Origin of the sequence: Streptomyces sp. NPDC005281 (genome assembly GCF_040607495.1) — a bacterium.
Taxonomy (GTDB): Bacteria; Actinomycetota; Actinomycetes; order Streptomycetales; family Streptomycetaceae; genus Streptomyces.
Window position 1 is genome coordinate 205,181 of record NZ_JBEXGX010000012.1, and the last position, 17,580, is coordinate 222,760.

Below are 17,580 nucleotides of genomic sequence, written 5' to 3' on the forward strand. Positions count from 1 at the left end.
TGAGCCTATCCGCCCACAGAGGCGTGTTCGTCCGGCGGTTCCCCGGGAAGCCCGTCCGGTGCGCCCGCCGGGTCCTCGGTGAGCAGCCGCTCCAGCGCCGCACGATCCGGGAGGCCGTCCGGTCGTACGATCTCACCGTCGCGCACGTGGAGGAACGCGGCCGTGACGGTTTCCAGGGGCACTCCCTGCCGCTCGGCCCAGCCCAGGCGGTAGAGCGCGAGCTGGAGCGGGTCGGCCGTGCGGCCGTGGCCGGTCTTCCAGTCGATGATCTCGTACGTCGTCCCGTCGCCTTCGCCGTTCCGGTAGACGGCGTCGATCCGGCCGCGGACGACCCGGCCCGCGATCGAGAGCTGGAAGGGCACCTCGACCCGGTACGGGGTGCGGTGCGCGTAGGGACTGCGTTCGAAGGCGTCCTTCAGGGCTTGCAGGTCGTGCTCGTCGGCGATCTCCGCCTCGCTGCCGGGCAGGTCCTCGGGGTCCAGCATCGGCAGCCGCAGTTCCTCGAAGCGGGACTCCACCCAGGCGTGGAAGCGCGTGCCCCGGCGCGCGGCGGGCTGCGGGGGGCGTGGCATGGGGCGTGCGAGTTCCTGTGCGAAGCCGTCCGGGTCGGCGGCCATGCGCAACAGCTGGGAAGCGGTGAGCGAGGCCGGCAGGGGTACGTGGGTGACGGTCTCGCGGGCGCGCAGGAGCTCCCCGGTCAGCGCGTCCAGGTCGCGGTCCCAGGAGGCGAGGGTGCGGGCCTCCTCGGGCGTGAGGCGCTCGGTCCCGGGCTCCCGGGGGTGCGGGCGGGCGGCAGGAGCCTGGGCCTGGTGCGGCACCGTCGGGCGCCCGCTCCCGCGGCCGGCCGGACGGTCTCCGGGCCGTTCCGTCGTCCAGGAGTCCCAGTCCCGGTCCTCACTCTCGCCCTCGGACAGGGCGTTCTCCGCGAGACGTTCCTGCGTCGGACGGTCCTCGCGGGAGCGGTGCTCGCGGAAGCGGTCCTCCGTAGGACCGGCTTCGGCGAACTCGTCCTCCGGGAGCCCGTCCTCGCCGTAGGCGCCGCCTTCCTCGTACTCGTCGTACTCGTCGTAGGGCGGGATGTCGGCCTCGGGCGGGGGCGGCCAGTCCGGATCGTCGTACGAGCCGGGGTCGTGGGCGGCCGTGTACGGGTGAGCGTCGGCGCCCGGGTGGGTCTCGTCGTGGGACGCGACCCGTTCCAGGTGGGCGAGCACCGTCTCCGCCGCGGCGCGGCGCCGGACGAGCGCCGCGTCGTCGAGCGGGAGCGGCCAGGCGTGGTCGGCGGCCGCCTCGCGCAGGGCCGGATTCTCCTCGTCCTCGGCCGGTTCGTCCGCCCAGACCTCGATCTCGCCGTGTCCGGCCGCACAGTGGTCGTAGAGGGCGTGCAGGAAGTCCGAGGGGCCGCGCGTCCGCTTCTGGGAGGGCCCCCACCAGTGACCGGAGCCGAGCAGGAGGGAACGGGGACGGGTGAACGTCACATAGCCGAGGCGCAGTTCCTCGGTGCTCTGGTGGGCCTTCATGGCCTCGTGGAAGGCCTTGATGCCCTTGGCGTCCCAGGCCTCGACGTCGGGCAGCGTGTCGGCGTCGCCGCGCAGCCGGTGGGGCAGGACCTTGCCCTGGGCGGTCCACTTCTCGCGGCCCTGGCCGCTGGGGAAGGTGCCGTCGACGAGACCTGGGACGGCCACGACGTCCCACTCCAGGCCCTTGGACTTGTGTGCGGTGAGGACCTTGACGGTGTTCTCGCCCCCGGGCAGAGCGTTGTCCAGGCCCTTCTCGTACTGCGCGGCGGTACGCAGGAAGCCGAGGAAGGCCAGCAGGCTCGCCTCGCCGTCGCCGGACGCGAAGGACGCGGCGATGTCCAGGAAGTTCGACAGGGTCTCGCGGCGGCGGGCGGCCAGGGCGTGCGGGGACGCGGAGAGCTCGACCTCCAGGCCGGTGACGGCGAGGACCCGGTGCAGGACGTCCATCAGCGGGTCGGCGAGCGAGCGGCGCAGGTCGCGCAGCTCGGCGGCGAGCCGCGCGAAGCGCACGCGTGCGTCCGGCGAGAAGGGCAGCCCGTCGTCGTCCCCAGCCGCCGCGATGGGCGTCTCCAGGAACGTGTCCAGCGCGTCGGCCAGCGATATCACCTCGGCCGGGTCGACCCCCTCGACGGCCGCGGCGAGCCTGCGGTCCGGATCGTCGTCAGCGCCCACGCGCGCGTGGGACACGAGCAGACGGGCGCGGCGCCCGAGGAGGGCGAGATCGCGCGGGCCGATCCGCCAGCGCGGGCCCGTGAGCAGCCGGACGAGGGAGGCGTTGGCCCCCGGGTCCTGGAGGACTTCGCAGACGGCCACGAGGTCGGCCACCTCGGGCAGGTGCAGCAGACCGGACAGGCCCACCACCTCGACGGGGATGTCACGGGCGACGAGCGCGCCCTGGATCTCCGCGAAGTCGGTGGCGGTACGGCACAGGACGGCGATCTCGGCGGGTGCCTTCCCGGTGCGCACGAGATGGGCGATCGAGTCGGCGAGCCAGCCGATCTCCTCGGCGTGGGTGCGCAGCAGCGCGCAGCGCACCAGGCCGTCCCGCTCGGCCCCCGGGGCGGGCCGCAGGGCTTCCACGCCCGCGTGCATGGCGCGCAGCGGCTCGGCGAGGCCGTTGGCGAGGTCGAGGAGGCGGCCGCCGCTGCGGCGGTTCTCGCTGAGCGACTGTCGGGTAGCGGGGCGGCCGTCGGGGCGTGCGAAGTGCTCGGGAAAGTCGTCGAGGTTGGCCACCGAGGCCCCGCGCCAGCCGTAGATGGCCTGGCAGGGGTCGCCCACCGCGGTCACGGGGTGTCCGGTGCCGCCGCCGAACAGTCCGGCGAGCAGGACCCGCTGGGCCACCGACGTGTCCTGGTACTCGTCCAGCAGGACCACCCGGAACTCGTCCCGCAGGATCTCCCCGACCTCGGGGCGGGTGCGGGCCAGGGTGGCCGACAGGGCGATCTGGTCGCCGAAGTCGAGGAGGTCCCGCTCTCGTTTCGCCGCGCGGTAGCGGCCCACCAGCTCGGCGAGTTCGCGCCGGGCCGCGGCTGCCTCGGGGACCTTGCGAAGATCGGCGTTGGTGAGCCGGGCGCTCTCCAGGGTGCGCAGCAGCTCGGCGTCGTGGGCACGCAGGTCCTGCGCCGTCACGAGGTGTTCGGCGAGCTCGGAGTCGAGGGTCAGGAGGTCGCCCACCAGGTCCGGGAAGGAGCGGGTCAGCGCCGGGTACGGGCCCGGCGCCTCACGCAGCACGCGCGCGGCGAGCTGGTAGCGGGTGGCGTCGGCGAGGAGCCGGGACGTCGGTTCGAGGCCGATGCGCAGACCGTGGTCGGTCAGCAGCCGGCCCGCGAAGGCGTGGTACGTGGAGATGACCGGCTCGCCCGGCGGGTTGTCGGGGTCGATGACGTCCGGGTCGGTGACTCCCGCCCTGACGAGCGCCTTGCGGACCCGCTCGGCGAGTTCACCCGCCGCCTTGTTGGTGAACGTCAGGCCGAGCACCTGCTCGGGGGCCACCTGCCCGGTGCCGACCAGCCACACCACGCGGGCCGCCATCACCGTGGTCTTGCCCGAACCGGCTCCGGCCACGATCACCTGCGGTGCCGGCTCCGCGGTGATGCAGGCCGTCTGTTCCGGGGTGAACGGAATGCCGAGGAGCTCCTTGAGCTGTTCGGGGTCGGTGATACGGGCGGGCATGTCGCAGAGGCTAGCGGCGTCCACTGACAGCGGTGGCCACATCGGCGGCAGGGGCGATAGAACCGCAGGTCAGCACATGTGGTGCTATACGTCACTCGTCGACGTCGTGTCCTCGGGGGCCACCCGGACGGACGGCTCGTACGGCGTCACGCGACCCGGCGCCCGCCGGCCCGGCGTGCGCCGCGCGGCCAGGCCCACGGCCCCCCGCCCGGGGCCGGTGCGCGGCCTGTCACTCGACCACCTGCCGGCCCTCCGGCCTGGCGCTGCACGACGCCCGGAAGGAGCAGTGCGTGCAGTGCTGTCCCGTCGTCGGCGAGAACCGTTCGTCGAGGACCTTGCCCGCGGCGTTCGCCAGCAGGTCGCCGACCCACTCGCCCTCCAGCGGCTCCTGCGCCTGCACCTTGGGGAGGGTCTCGCCGCCGTTCTTCTTGGCGGCTCCCTGGCGGAGCTGGACGAGCTCGGCACCGCCGGCTTCGGGACGCGCGCCGTCGAAGACCTCGTCGACCGCGCCCTCGCCGACGGCGAGCTGGTAGACGGCGAGCTGTGGATGGTGGGTCACCTCGGCGGCGCTCGGCGCGTGCTTGCCGGTCTTGAAGTCGACCACGTAGGCACGGCCTTCGGTGTCCGCCTCCACACGGTCCATGGAGCCGCGGATGCGTACTTCGTAGGAGCCCGCTTCGAGGGTCACGTCGAAGTCGTGCTCGCTGGCCACCGGCGTACGCCCGGTGCGGTCCATGACGTGCCACTTCAGGAAGCGTTCGAGCGCCACGCGCGCGTGGTCCTTCTCCTGCGCGGACTTCCAGGGCGCGTCGAAGGCGAGCGCGTTCCACACGGAGTCGAGGCGCTCCATGAGGACGTCGAGGTCCGCGGGGGTGCGCCCGGAGGCGACCTCGTCGGCGAGGACGTGCACCACGTTGCCGAAGCCCTGAGCTGCCGTCGCGGGCGCGTCGGCCTTCACCTCCCGCCCGAGGAACCATTGCAGGGCACAGGTGTTGGCGAGCTGGTCGAGGGCGCTGCCGGAGAGCACGACGGGCTGGTCGCGGTCGCGCAGCGGGACCTTGCTCTCCGTCGGCTCGTACATGCCCCACCAGCGGTAGGGGTGCGCGGAGGGGACGAGCGGGCGGCCGTCCTCGTCGGCGAGGGCGGCGAGCCGGGCGAGGCGGCGGGCGGCGGCCTGCCTGAGGCTCTCCGAGACGCGCGGGTCGACCGTGGTGGCGCGCAGCTCGGCGACCAGCGCGGCGACGGCCAGCGGCCGGCGCGGGCGGCCGGTCACGTCCTTGGGCTCGACGCCGAGTTCGGTCAGGAAGCGGGAGGGCTGGTCGCCGTCGTCGGCCGGTGCCTTGACCGCCGTGACGACGAGCCGTTCACGCGCGCGGGTGGCCGCCACGTAGAACAGCCGGCGCTCCTCGGAGAGGAGTGCCCTGGGGGTGAGAGGTTCGGCGAGACCGTCCCGCCCGATGCGGTCGGCCTCCAGCAGGGAGCCGCGGCGGCGCAAGTCCGGCCACAGGCCCTCCTGGACGCCCGCGACGACGACGAGACGCCACTCCAGGCCCTTGGAGCGGTGCGCCGTCATCAGGCGTACGGCATCGGGGCGGACGGCCCTGCGGGTGAGGGTGTCGGCCGCGATGTCCTCGGCGTCGATCTCCTCCAGGAAGTTCAGAGTGCCCCGGCCGCCGGTGCGCTCCTCCGCGCGTTCGGCGGTCGCGAACAGCGCGCAAACAGCGTCCAGGTCCCGGTCGGCGTTGCGTCCGGCCGCGCCGCCGCGCCGGGCGGCCCGCTCCAGGCGCTGCGGCCAGGGCGTGCCGTCCCAGAGGTCCCAGAGAGCCTCCTCGGCCGTTCCGCCGCCCGCCAGACGCTCACGCGCCTTGCGCAGCAGCGCGCCGAGGCGCTGGGCCCCTCGGGCGTACGCGGGATCGTGCGCGACGAGCCGCTCCGGCTCGGCCAGCGCGCGGGCGAGCAGGACGTCGGACGGCGGCGGTACGAGGTTTCCGCCGGCGCGCTCCTCCTCGCGCAAGGCACGCCCGAGGCGCCGCAGGTCGGCGGCGTCCATGCTCGCGAGAGGCGACGCAAGCAGGGTGAGCGCGGTCTCGGTGTCCAGCCAGGACGCCACGTGGACACCGTCGCCGTCCTCCAGCGATTCGGCGGCATCCGGATCGGTCTCGGCGTTCGGCTCGGCGTCAGCACCCGGAGCTGTGCCGGCGTGCGGGTCGGTATCGGCTTCGGCATCCGGAGCTGTGCCGGCATTCGGATCGGCGGCGGCATCGGCATTCGGATCGGCGTCGGCACGGGGATCCGCGGCCGCAGCGGACATCACGTCCGCACCGGACGCCCCCTCCGCACTCGTCCCCGACTCCGCGCGGGCCACCGCCCGCAGTGCCGTCAGTAGGGGCGCGACCGCGGGCTCGTGCCGCAGGGGCAGATCGTCGCCGTCGATGTCGAGCGGCACGCCCGCCGAGGTGAGCGCCCGGCGGATCGTGGGGATCGTGCGGGAACCGGCGCGTACGAGGACGGCCATCTCCCCCCAGGGAACACCGTCCTCCAGGTGGGCGCGGCGCAGGATGTCCGCGATGTTGTCGAGCTCCGTGCCGGACGTCGGGTACGTGTAGACCTCGACGTGCCCCCCGTCCCGCACCGGGGACAGCTCGCGGTGGGCGCGTACCTTCTGCGCCGGCAGGCGGGTAAGTGGCATGCGCAGGGTGAGCCGGCGGGTGGCTTCCAGCAGGCCGGCGCCCGAGCGGCGGGACGTCCCGAGGATCTCGACGGGGGCCGGGCGGCCGTCGACGCGCGGGAAGGCGTCGCGGAATTCAAGGATGCCGTTCACGTCGGCGCCGCGGAAGGCGTAGATCGACTGGTCGGGATCACCGAAGGCGACCAGGGTGCGCCCACCGCCGGCGAGGCCGCGCAGCAGCCGCACCTGGGCGGGGTCGGTGTCCTGGTACTCGTCCACGTAGACGGCGTCGTACTGCGCCGCGAGCCGCTCGGCGACCTCGGGGCGGCGGACGAGGAGCACCGCGCGGTGGACGAGTTCCGCGTAGTCGAGGACTCCTTGCATGTCGAGGACGTCGAGGTACTCGGCGAGGAAGGCCGCCGCCGCGCCCCAGTCCGGGCGGCCGATGCGCCGCGCGAAGGCCTCCAGCGCGTCGGGACCGAGACCGAGCTCCCGGCTGCGGGCGAGGACCGCGCGGACCTCGTCCGCGAAGCCGCGCGTGGTCAGACAGGCGCGCAGTTCGTCCGGCCAGCGCACATGGGCGAGGCCCAGCCGCTCCAGGTCGGGCTGGCCCGCGAGCAGCTCGCGCACGGCCACGTCCTGCTCCGGGCCGGAAAGCAGCCGCAGGGGCTCCACGAACAGGTCACTGTCCTGGTGGGCGCGGATCAGGGCGTAGCAGAAGGAGTGGAACGTGGTGGCCCGGGGCGCGCGGGCGGCCCCTATGCGCAGTGCCATGCGGTCGCGGAGCTCGACGGCCGCCTTGCGGCTGAAGGTGAGCACCAGGATCCGCTCCGGGTCGCCGCCGCGTTCGATCCGGGCGGCCACGGACTCGACGAGCGTGGTCGTCTTGCCCGTACCGGGCCCCGCGAGCACGAGCAGCGGTCCGCTCCCGTGGTCAACCACCGCGCGCTGCCCTGCGTCAAGACGAGGGGGATCCACCCTGGCCGGCGTGGTGCGCACCAGCCGGTAAGCACCACGGGCCCTCTGGCGCACGAAAGGGTGCGTCAGGCGCCTGGTGGAAGAAGTGGGGCTCACGTGGTTCGCCGGTCCTGGTGCTCGTACTGGTGGGCGGGCTGCCGCGTGGAGGGCGGTGACCGCGGGGAGGAAGGGACGTGTGCCGACGACGCTACGCCGGTGCGGTTCCCGGAAGGAGGGCTTCCGATTGTTCCCTCACGCGCCGTGCGCCCCATGTGTCCCGTGACTTACGAACGTACGGCATGTCACGGATGTGCCTCGTTTCCCTCGTACCGGCCTCAGTGTCCCCTTCGGCCCCGTGAATGCCGGAAGCTGTCAGGTGTGACCTTCCGCGCGTTCGCCGCCGTCCCATCGGGCCCGTCTCATGTCGACGCGTGGCAGATGTCCCGCCGAGGCCCGGCTCGCCTCCTTCAGAGGCGTCCCCTCGGCGCGGTAGTGGGCCAGCGCGTCCAGTTCGTGGCCGGGCAGCAGCACACCGTCGGCGCGCATGACACGCCACCACGGAACCGCTCCGCCGTACAGGGCCAGCACCCGGCCCACCTGCCGCGGCCCGCCCTCCTCCAGCCATTCGGCGATGTCGCCGTACGTCATGACGCGGCCGGGCGGGATCAGCTCGGCGACGTCGAGGACCCGCTCCGCGTACTCCGGCAGCGCGTCCGCCGGAAGGCTCTCCTCGCTCATCCGCCCCATCCTGCCCCACCCCACCGACAACGTGACCCGGCGGCGACTGTGCATATTCCTTCCCGCGGAGTGACGCTTGTAGCAGATTGCGCGCCCCGCATTTGCACCCTGATGCCCCCGTGTGTCGTTCGGGCATGCCACCATCGTGCGGGCGGTGACTGGTGATACGAGATCAAGAAGAGACCATGAGGCAGCAGGGCGTGCACCCCGAGGACGCGGAGGGCATCTCCGCTGCCTCGTCGCGCCCGGACACCGACGGCGTCGAAGGCAAGGACACGGACGGCAACTCGGCCGATTCCCCCTCCGGGACGGCCGGGACGGATTCCGGCGAGGCCGCCGGATCCTCTCCCCAGGCACGGGAAAACTCGTCTCCTGAGGACCGGGAAACCCCTTCCCGACCTCCCTCGGAGGAGAAGCGGCAGGTCGAGCGCGGCACCGACTGCCTGGACGAGATCGTCCACGCGGACGAGGTCGAGGGCGACGAACCGCTGCTTCCCGCGCGCGTGCACCGCCCCTCCGACCTGATGCGGCTCCTGGTCGGCGTTCTCGCGATCGTGGTGCTGCTCGCCATCGCCGCGTTCGCGCACGGCACCACCTCGGGCCTCGAACAGGACATCAACAAAGGCACCGGGCAGGCACCCGATCTGCTGATCAAGATCGCGGGGCTGGCCTCCAGCATCGCGATCCTCCTGGTGCCGGTCGCCTTCGCCATCGAGCGGCTGATCAAGCGGGACGGGCTGCGCATCGCCGACGGCGTCCTCGCCGCGGTCCTCGCGCACGGAGTGACCCTCGCCACCGACCTCTGGGTCGCGAAGGGCGCCCCGGGCTCCATCCAGGAGGCGCTCACCCAGCCCTCGCCGGGCGACATCCACGCCCTCACCGACCCGGTGCACGGCTATCTCGCACCGGTCATCGCCTACATGACGGCCGTCGGCATGTCCCGCAGACCGCGCTGGCGCGGGGTGCTCTGGGTCGTGCTGCTCCTCGACGCCTTCTCCATGCTGGTGACCGGCTACACGACCCCGTTCTCGATCATCCTGACGGTGCTGATCGGCTGGACCGTCGCCTACGGGACGCTGTACGCGGTCGGGTCGCCGAACGTGCGGCCGACCGGACGGACGCTGATGGCGGGCCTTCGGCACGTCGGCTTCCACCCGGTCAGCGCGGCCCGCGAGGAGATGCCGGAGACCTCGGAGAGCGGTGACCGCGGACGGCGCTACTTCGTCACGCTGGAGGACGGCCCGCCGCTGGACGTCACGGTCGTCGACCGCGAACAGCAGGCACAGGGCTTCTTCTACCGCGCGTGGCGCCGTCTGACGCTGCGAGGCATCACCACCCGCCGCAGTCTCCAGTCACTGCGCCAGGCGCTGGAGCAGGAGGCCCTCCTCGCCTACGCGGCCATCGCTGCCGGGGCCAACGCGCCCAAGCTGATCGCCACCTCCGAGCTGGGCCCGGACGCCGTGATGCTCGTCTACGAGCACACCGGCGCGCACACCCTCGACTCCCTGCCCGACGAGCTGATCACCGACGAGCTGCTGCGCGACACCTGGCACCAGGTGCAGGCGCTCCAGTCCCGGCGCATCGCGCACCGCCGGCTCGCCGGCGACGCCATTCTGGTGGATCGTTCCGGCACGGTGATCCTCACGGATCTGCGCGGCGGCGAGATCGCGGCCGGCGATCTGCTGCTGCGCATGGACATCGCCCAGCTGCTGACCACCCTCGGGCTGCGCGTGGGCGCCGAGCGCGCGGTGGCTTCGGCGGTGGGCGTGCTCGGTCCTGACGCCGTCGCCGACTGTCTTCCCATGCTCCAGCCGATCGCACTCACGCGCTCCACGCGCGCGACGCTGCGCAGACTCGCCCGGGAGCGCGCGCAGCGCGAACGCGAGGCGGTGCTGGAGGCCTCGCGGCAGGCCAAGCTGGCCCGCGCCGCGGAAGCGGCCGAGGAAGGCGGGGAAGCCGCCGCGCCCGTGCCGGAGAAGGCCGGGAAGAAGGCCGTACGCGCCGAGCAGCGCGCCGAGAAGCGGGCGATCGACGAGGCCCTGGACGAGGCACGCGAGGAGGACCTGCTCACCCAGATCCGCCACCAGGTACTGCTGATCAGACCGCAGGCGCCCGTGGAGCCGGCCCGCCTGGAGCGGGTCAAGCCCCGCACGCTGATCAGCTTCATCGCCGGGGCGATCGGTGCGTACTTCCTGCTCACGCAGCTCACCCACATCGAGTTCGGGACCCTCTTCGACAACGCCGAATGGGGCTGGGTCGCGGCGGCCGCCCTGTTCTCCGCCCTGAGCTACTTCGCGGCCGCGATGAGCCTCCTCGGCTTCGTGCCCGAGCGGGTTCCGTTCCTGCGGACCGCGGCGGCCCAGGTCGCCGGCTCGTTCGTGAAGATCGTGGCGCCCGCCGCGGTCGGCGGTGTCGCCCTCAACACACGCTTCCTCCAGCGGGCCGGGGTGCGGCCGGGGCTCGCGGTGGCGAGTGTCGGCGCGTCGCAGCTGTTCGGGCTCGGCTGCCACATCCTGATGCTGCTGTCCTTCGGCTATCTGACCGGTACGGAGAAGACACCGTCCCTGTCGCCGTCCCGTACGGTCATCGCGGGTCTGCTGACGGTCGCGGTGTTCATCCTCGTCGTGACGTCGGTGCCGATGCTGCGCAAGTTCGTCTCCACACGCGTGAGGTCGCTGTTCGCGGGCGTCGTACCGCGCATGCTGGACGTGCTCCAGCGGCCGCAGAAGCTCGTCACCGGCATCGGCGGCATGCTGCTGCTGACGGCCTGCTTCGTGATGTGCCTGGACGCATCGATCCGCGCGTTCGGCCACGAGGAACCGACCACGCTCAGCCTCGCCAGCGTCGCCGTCGTCTTCCTCGCCGGCAACGCGCTGGGCTCGGCGGCGCCGACCCCCGGCGGGGTGGGCGCGGTCGAGGCGACCCTGACCGTCGGACTGATCGCCGTCGGTCTGCCCAAGGAGGTCGCGGCGCCCGCGGTGCTCCTGTACCGGCTGCTGACACTGTGGATCCCGGTGCTGCCCGGATGGCTGTTCTTCAACCACCTGACACGCAAGGGCGCGCTCTAGAGACCGCGCCGGACCCTCCGTACGCGCCCCGTCCCGGCGGCGTACGGACGGTCCCGTCCCGGCCCGCGCCCACGGGTGAGAGCCCCTGGAGCGCGCTCACCCACACGGCTCGCGCCCCGAGCGCCCCACCCCGCCCGCCCGCAGGATGGGGAACATGCCGAACCCGTCCCGGCCGCGCGCCACCGCCCTGGCCGTCACAGCCGTCCTGCTGACATCGTGGGTGTCCGGCTGTAGCGGTGACTCCAAGGACGCGGATCTGACGGCGCAGAAGCTGGACTGGAAGGCGTGCTCCGCGCCGTCCGAGGCCCAGGGCGGCGGCAACGCCCCCTCACCTCTGCCGGGTGGCGCGGAGTGGCAGTGCGCCACCATGAAGGTGCCCCTTGACTGGTCCGACCCCAAGGGCGACACGATCGGCATCGCGCTGATCCGGGCGAAGGCGAGCGGCGACCCCGCCAAGCGCATCGGCTCGCTCATCTTCAACTTCGGTGGCCCCGGCGGCTCGGGAGTCGCCTCCCTGCCCGCCTTCGGACAGGACTACGCCGCCCTGCGCACCCGCTACGACCTGGTGAGCTTCGATCCCCGCGGCGTCGGCCGCAGCGCGGGGGTGAAGTGCGAGAACGACCAGCAGCTCGACCGGTTCTTCCAGCAGGACGCCACTCCGGACGACACCGCCGAACAGCAGGCACTTCTGCGGAACACCAGTACCTTCAACGCGGCGTGCGAGAAGAACTCCGGCAAGGTCCTTCCCCGCGTGCGCACCACGGACGCCGCTCGCGACATGGATCTGATGCGGCAGGTACTCGGCGACGACAAGCTGCACTACTTCGGCATCTCGTACGGCACCGAACTGGGCGGCGTCTACGCCCACTTGTTCCCCAAGAACGTGGGACGGGCCGTCTTCGACGGGGTCGTCGACCCGACCCAGAACGTGGAACAGAGCTCCCTCGGCCAGGCCAAGGGCTTCCAGCTCGCGCTGGACAACTTCGCCGAGGACTGCACCTCGAAGGCCGAGGACTGCCCCATCGGCGACAACCCGCAGGACGTCAAGGACCGCATCGCCAGACTGCTGAAGGACCTCGACAGCAAGCCGATCCCCGGCGTCTTCCCGCGCCGACTCACCCAGACCGCCGCGACCAGCGGCATCGCGCAGTCGCTGTACTCCAAGGACTTCTGGGAGTACCTGACCGAGGGACTTCAGCAGGCGTACGACGGCGACGGCAAGGTCTTGATGCTGCTGTCGGACTCGATGAACGGACGCAGCGAGAACGGCCAGTACAGCAACATCACCCCGGCGAACGTCTCCATCAACTGTGCCGACGACAAGCCGCGTTACACCGCGGACTTCGTGAAGTCGAAGGTTCCCGAGTTCCGGGCCGCCTCCCCGCTGTTCGGTGACTATCTGGCCTGGGGCATGGTCAGTTGCACCGACTGGGCCGTGCCGGGAGCCGCCGAGCACCCGGACGTGAGCGCCCCCGGAGCGTTGCCGATCCTCGTGGTCGGCAACACCGGCGACCCCGCGACGCCGTACGAGGGTGCCCGGGCGATGGTGAACGCGCTCGGCAAGGGCGTCGGGGTCCAGCTGACGTACAAGGGCCAGGGACACGGCGCGTACGACAGCAAGAACAAGTGCGTGCAGGGGGCGGTGAACGGCTATCTGCTGGAGGGCACCGTGCCGTCCGCCGGAACCGTCTGCTCCTAGAAAGTCGCAGGTCAGAGCGTTATCCACAGGCCTCGACGGTGGTCTGCGGCTGGCGCCTACTATGGCCTGCATGTGATCCGCGACTTCGGGCGGACCACGGGCGAGGGGGACACTCATGACACGTTTCGCACGCTGGACGGCCGTGACCGCCGCCACGCTTCTGCTGGCCGGCTGCGGCGGGGGCTCGCCGTCCGACGGCAAGAACGAGGGGAAGAACGGCGACGGAGCACCGGCCACCGCGCCGCCCTCCGGCGGCTCACCGGGCCTGCCCGCCGCACTGACCGCCCAGAAGCTCGACTGGGGCCGCTGCAAAGGCACTTCGGACTCCCCCGCGCCCGGGAGCGGCTGGCAGTGCGCCACGCTCAAGGCGCCGCTGGACTACGCGAAGCCCAAGGGCGCGACGATCGGCCTGGCCGTCATCCGCTCCAGGGCGACCGGCGGCCAGGACAAACGCATCGGCTCGCTCCTCTTCAACTTCGGTGGCCCCGGCGGCTCGGGTGTCTCCACGATGCCGGCGTACGAAAGCGTCGTCGGCCCGCTCCACGAACGCTACGACCTGGTGAGCTGGGACCCGCGCGGGGTGGCTGCCAGCGAGGGTGTGCGGTGCCGCGGGGACAAGGCGATCCAGGCCGCCGAGTCGGTGGACGCCACACCGGACGACGCGGCCGAGGAGGCGGCGTACTTCAAGGACGCCGCCGACTTCGGAAAGGGCTGCGCGAAGGCCGCCGGCAAGCTGCTGTCCCATGTCTCGACGACGGACACGGCCCGCGACATGGACCTGATGCGCCAGGTCCTCGGCGACCGCCGGATGCACTACTTCGGCATCTCGTACGGCACCGAACTGGGCGGTGTGTACGCCCACTTGTTCCCGAAGAACGCGGGGCGGCTGGTGCTGGACGCGGTCGTCGACCCGAGCGCCGACACCGTGGGCCACGCCAAGAACCAGACGCTGGGCTTCCAGCGCGCCCTGGACGACTACCTGAAGTCCACCGGGCAGGACCCGAAGCAGGGCTCCAGGAAGATCGCGGACCTGCTGAAGCGGATCGACGCGAAGCCGTTGCCCGCCACCGGCGGCCGTCGGCTCGGCCAGACGCTCGCTCTCACCGGCATCGTGCTGCCGCTCTACAGCAAGGAGGGCTGGCCGCGCCTGACCGAAGCCCTGAAGGACGCCGAGAACGGCGACGGTTCGGCTCTGCTGACGCTCGCCGACGCCTACAACGACCGTGACGCCTCCGGGCACTACGGCACGACGACCCATTCACAACGGGTCATATCGTGCTTGGACGACAAGCAGCGGCCGACTCCCGAGGAGACGAAGAAGCGGCTGTCCGAGTTCGAGAAGATCTCGCCCGTCTTCGGGGACTTCATGGGCTGGGACACGGCCGGCTGGTGTCACGACTGGCCGGTGGCCGGTCAGTTCGACAATCCCGAGGTCGCTGCGCCGGGAGCGGGACCCGTGCTGGTCGTCGGGAACACCGGGGACCCGGCGACGCCCTACGAGGGCGCGCGCAGGATGGCGGACGAGCTCGGCAAGGGCGTGGGCGTGGAGCTCACCTGGAAGGGCGAGGGCCATGGCGCCTACGGGAGCGGGAGCGACTGTGTCGACTCGACCGTGAACAGCTATCTGCTGGACGGGACGGTGCCGAAGGACGGCAAGGTCTGTTCATGACGACGGCGGGGGTTCCACGGACACCTGGTCCGCGAAACCCCCGCCATCGAAAGAGCGGGACGGTCCGCCGGTCAGTACACCGGCTTCGCGGGCTCGATCTGGTGGACCCAGCCGATCACGCCGCCGCCGAGGTGCACCGCGTCGGAGAATCCGGCGGACTTCAGGACGGCGAGCACCTCCGCACTGCGGACACCCGTCTTGCAGTGCAGGACGATCTTCTTGTCCTGCGGCAGGGTCTCCAGGGCGGTGCCCATGAGGAACTCGTTCTTCGGGATCAGCTTGGCGCCCGGGATCGAGACGATCTCGTACTCGTTGACCTCGCGGACATCGATGATCTCGATGTTCTCGCCGTCGTCGATCCACTCCTTGAGCTGCTTGGGAGTGATCGTCGAACCGGCGGCCGCCTCCTGCGCCTCCTCGGACACGACGCCGCAGAAGGCCTCGTAGTCGATGAGCTCGGTGACGGTGGGGTTCTCGCCGCAGATCGCGCAGTCCGGGTCCTTGCGGACCTTGACCTGGCGGTACTGCATCTCCAGGGCGTCGTAGATCATCAGGCGCCCGACGAGCGGCTCACCGATACCCGCGAGGAGCTTGATCGCCTCGTTGACCTGGATGGAACCGATCGACGCGCACAGCACGCCGAGGACACCGCCCTCGGCGCAGGAGGGGACCATGCCCGGCGGCGGGGGCTCCGGGTACAGGCAGCGGTAGCAGGGACCGTGCTCGGACCAGAAGACGGAGGCCTGACCGTCGAAGCGGTAGATGGAGCCCCACACGTACGGCTTGTCGAGCAGCACGCACGCGTCGTTGACCAGGTAGCGGGTCGCGAAGTTGTCGGTGCCGTCGACGATCAGGTCGTACTGGCTGAAGATGTCCATCACGTTCTCGGCCTCGAGCCGCTCTTCGTGAAGGACCACGTTCACGTACGGGTTGATACCCAGCACGGAATCGCGCGCGGACGCGGCCTTGGAACGGCCGATGTCCGCCTGACTGTGGATGATCTGGCGCTGGAGGTTCGACTCGTCGACCTCGTCGAACTCCACGATGCCGAGCGTGCCCACGCCCGCCGCGGCCAGGTACATCAGCGCCGGCGATCCGAGGCCGCCGGCGCCCACACAGAGCACCTTGGCGTTCTTGAGCCGCTTCTGCCCGTCCATGCCCACATCGGGGATGATCAGGTGGCGGGAGTACCTGCGGACCTCGTCTACGGTGAGCTCAGAGGCTGGCTCGACCAGGGGTGGCAGCGACACGGGGACTCCGTTGGTCGGTCTATCACTACGGTTGTTCTCCCCGTAACACTGCCACGCCCTTCTTCATTCCGAGACACCCGTTCCGATCCGCGAGACGATCTCGTCCCAGTAGCCGGGCATCGTCTCCCAGGGGTCGGCCGTCCCGCCGTGATCGGAGCGGTCGGTGAAGTAGATCGTCGAGGCGCCCTGCCAGCGGGCGATGCGCAGCGCCTCGTCCAGGTGGCCGCGCGGTATGCCGTGCACGAAATGGCAGAAGCGCTCGGGGGGATGGTCGGCGGTCCACTCGGCGACCTGCGACCAGCGGTATTCGGTCCAGGGGCCCGAGAAGGTCACGAGCTGGTCGGCGCACTCGGCGTATCCCGGGTGCGGGTGGGTGCCGTGGCCGAACACGATGTGGGCACCGTCACGGAGCGCGCGCAGTTCACCTACCGTCCGGCGGACGTCGGGGAGCGCGGCGCGTTCGGTGGGGCAGCGGTCGAGGATGAAGCCGTCGGCCTGGTACCAGTCGAGGTGGCGGCGCGCGTCGGCGATCATCTCGCCGAAGGGGCGCACTCCACGGGCGGCGTCGAGGAGTCCCAGCACCCTGACCCCGGCGTTGCGCAGCCTTCCCGTCGCCTCCAGGCAGCGCGGGTCGGGCCGCTCGCCGGGACCGTCGTCCACGTTCAGGACGACCCAGTGCAAGGGGGTGCCGGGGCGGGTGAGTTCGTCCCATTCGAGCGGAGCGACGAGAGGATGCGCATAGCCGGGGACACCGAATCCGAGGCCCAGGTCGGTGCTCGCGCTACCGGTCGCGGTCCTGGTCAGATACGACACGCAGCCTCCATCCAGATGTCGGCGAGGGATTCCTCGAGATTGATCCGGGGCCGCCAGCCGAGCCGGTCGCGTGCGGTGCGCACATCGGCCTGCTGCCAACTGCCGCAGCCGTCCGGGTACGGGTAGGCGACCGGGGCCGCGTGGTCGGGTTCGGGGCGGGGGTGGCCGATGGCCGACCGCATGGGGCCGGGCGGGCCGTCCAGTTCGTGCAGGCTGCCGCCGTAGCCGGCCACCCGCGCGAGGACGGCGGCGGCGTCGCGGAGGCGTACGGCACGGCCCGAACCGATGTTGATCACGCCCTGCGCGGCGGACAGGGAGGCGGCGTGGACGGCGCGGGCCACATCGCGGACGTCGATGAAGTCGCGCTGGACACCGAGGCCGCCCAGCTTGAGTTCACCGTCGTTGGCCTGCATGGCGCGGCGCAGGGCTTCGGCGAGCCGGCCGAGCGGGGATCCGGCGGGCGTGCCGGGTCCGGCCGGGGAGAAGACACGGAGCACGACGGCGTCCAGGCCGGAGCCGAGGACGAGTTCGGTCGCGGCGAGCTTGCTCACCCCGTACGGGCCGCCCGGGCGAGGCACGGCGTCCTCTGCGGTGGAGGAGCCGGGCTGGCTGGGCCCGTACTCGGCGCCGCAGCCGATCTGGACGAGCCGGGCCCCGCAGCCGCTGCGGCGCAGCGCCTCGCAGACGGTGGCGACGGCGACGGTGTTGTGCCGGGTCAGTTCGCGGGCGCCGCCGCGGGTGGCGCCGGCGCAGTTGATGACGACTCCTGGGTGCACCGCGTCCAGGAAGCGGGTGAGCGCGCCGGGGCTGCCCGAGGCGAGGTCGAACCGTACGTCGGCGTCGTCGCCCCGGCCGAGCACGGTGAGCTGCACGGCCGGGTCGGCCAGCAGTCTGTCGGCGACGAATCGGCCGAGGTAGCCGTTGGCTCCGATCAGCAGGACCCTCATCGGGCGGCTCCCGGGGCGGATTCTCCGGTTCGGGAGGTGATCATCTGGCTGTCTCCTTCAAGGTGATGCCGTAGGTCGGGGA

Annotated in this window: 9 protein-coding genes; 3 read left to right on the plus strand and 6 right to left on the minus strand. The window is 71.8% G+C overall.

The annotated features are described in order from the left end of the window. Window positions 1-5: 5 nt before the first annotated feature. The 3 genes from ABZV42_RS19130 to ABZV42_RS19140 all read right to left on the minus strand — a co-directional run bounded on the left by ABZV42_RS19130 (window position 6) and on the right by ABZV42_RS19140 (window position 8,052). Entirely contained in the window at window positions 6-3,689 is a 3,684-nt protein-coding gene (locus ABZV42_RS19130) for an ATP-dependent DNA helicase (protein WP_356052798.1), read from the minus strand. Window positions 3,690-3,918: 229 nt separating this feature from the next. Next, window positions 3,919-7,431: an ATP-dependent DNA helicase gene (locus ABZV42_RS19135; protein WP_356052800.1), complete on the minus strand. Its 3,513-nt coding sequence runs from the start codon at window positions 7,429-7,431 to the stop codon at window positions 3,919-3,921. 255 nt (window positions 7,432-7,686) lie between these two features. Beyond that, entirely contained in the window at window positions 7,687-8,052 is a 366-nt protein-coding gene (locus ABZV42_RS19140; RefSeq protein ID WP_162683959.1) for an MGMT family protein, read from the minus strand. A 185-nt stretch (window positions 8,053-8,237) separates the two neighbouring features. Between ABZV42_RS19140 and ABZV42_RS19145 the strand changes: the two genes are divergently transcribed. From ABZV42_RS19145 to ABZV42_RS19155, 3 genes are all read left to right on the plus strand, one after another. After that, window positions 8,238-11,120, plus strand: a complete 2,883-nt coding sequence (locus ABZV42_RS19145) for a lysylphosphatidylglycerol synthase transmembrane domain-containing protein (protein ID WP_356052802.1) — start codon at window positions 8,238-8,240, stop codon at window positions 11,118-11,120. A 154-nt stretch (window positions 11,121-11,274) separates the two neighbouring features. After that, window positions 11,275-12,819 (plus strand): alpha/beta hydrolase, encoded by a 1,545-nt coding sequence (locus ABZV42_RS19150; RefSeq protein ID WP_356052805.1) that lies wholly within the window; start codon window positions 11,275-11,277, stop codon window positions 12,817-12,819. A gap of 115 nt (window positions 12,820-12,934) precedes the next feature. Then, a complete protein-coding gene (locus ABZV42_RS19155) occupies window positions 12,935-14,488 on the plus strand; it encodes an alpha/beta hydrolase (RefSeq protein WP_356052807.1) in 1,554 nt (517 codons plus the stop codon). Window positions 14,489-14,559: 71 nt separating this feature from the next. On the opposite strand, the gene moeZ is transcribed toward ABZV42_RS19155, so the two are convergent. The 3 genes from moeZ to ABZV42_RS19170 all read right to left on the minus strand — a co-directional run bounded on the left by moeZ (window position 14,560) and on the right by ABZV42_RS19170 (window position 17,498). Next, complete coding sequence (gene moeZ, locus ABZV42_RS19160) at window positions 14,560-15,738, minus strand: adenylyltransferase/sulfurtransferase MoeZ (RefSeq protein WP_355985264.1); 1,179 nt, start codon at window positions 15,736-15,738, stop codon at window positions 14,560-14,562. Between the two features lie 63 nt (window positions 15,739-15,801). Then, window positions 15,802-16,551 (minus strand): spherulation-specific family 4 protein, encoded by a 750-nt coding sequence (locus tag ABZV42_RS19165; protein WP_355985261.1) that lies wholly within the window; start codon window positions 16,549-16,551, stop codon window positions 15,802-15,804. Beyond that, complete coding sequence (locus tag ABZV42_RS19170; RefSeq protein WP_355985259.1) at window positions 16,539-17,498, minus strand: NAD-dependent epimerase/dehydratase; 960 nt, start codon at window positions 17,496-17,498, stop codon at window positions 16,539-16,541. Before ABZV42_RS19170 ends, ABZV42_RS19165 begins: the two co-directional genes overlap by 13 nt. Between the last annotated feature and the right edge of the window lie 82 nt (window positions 17,499-17,580).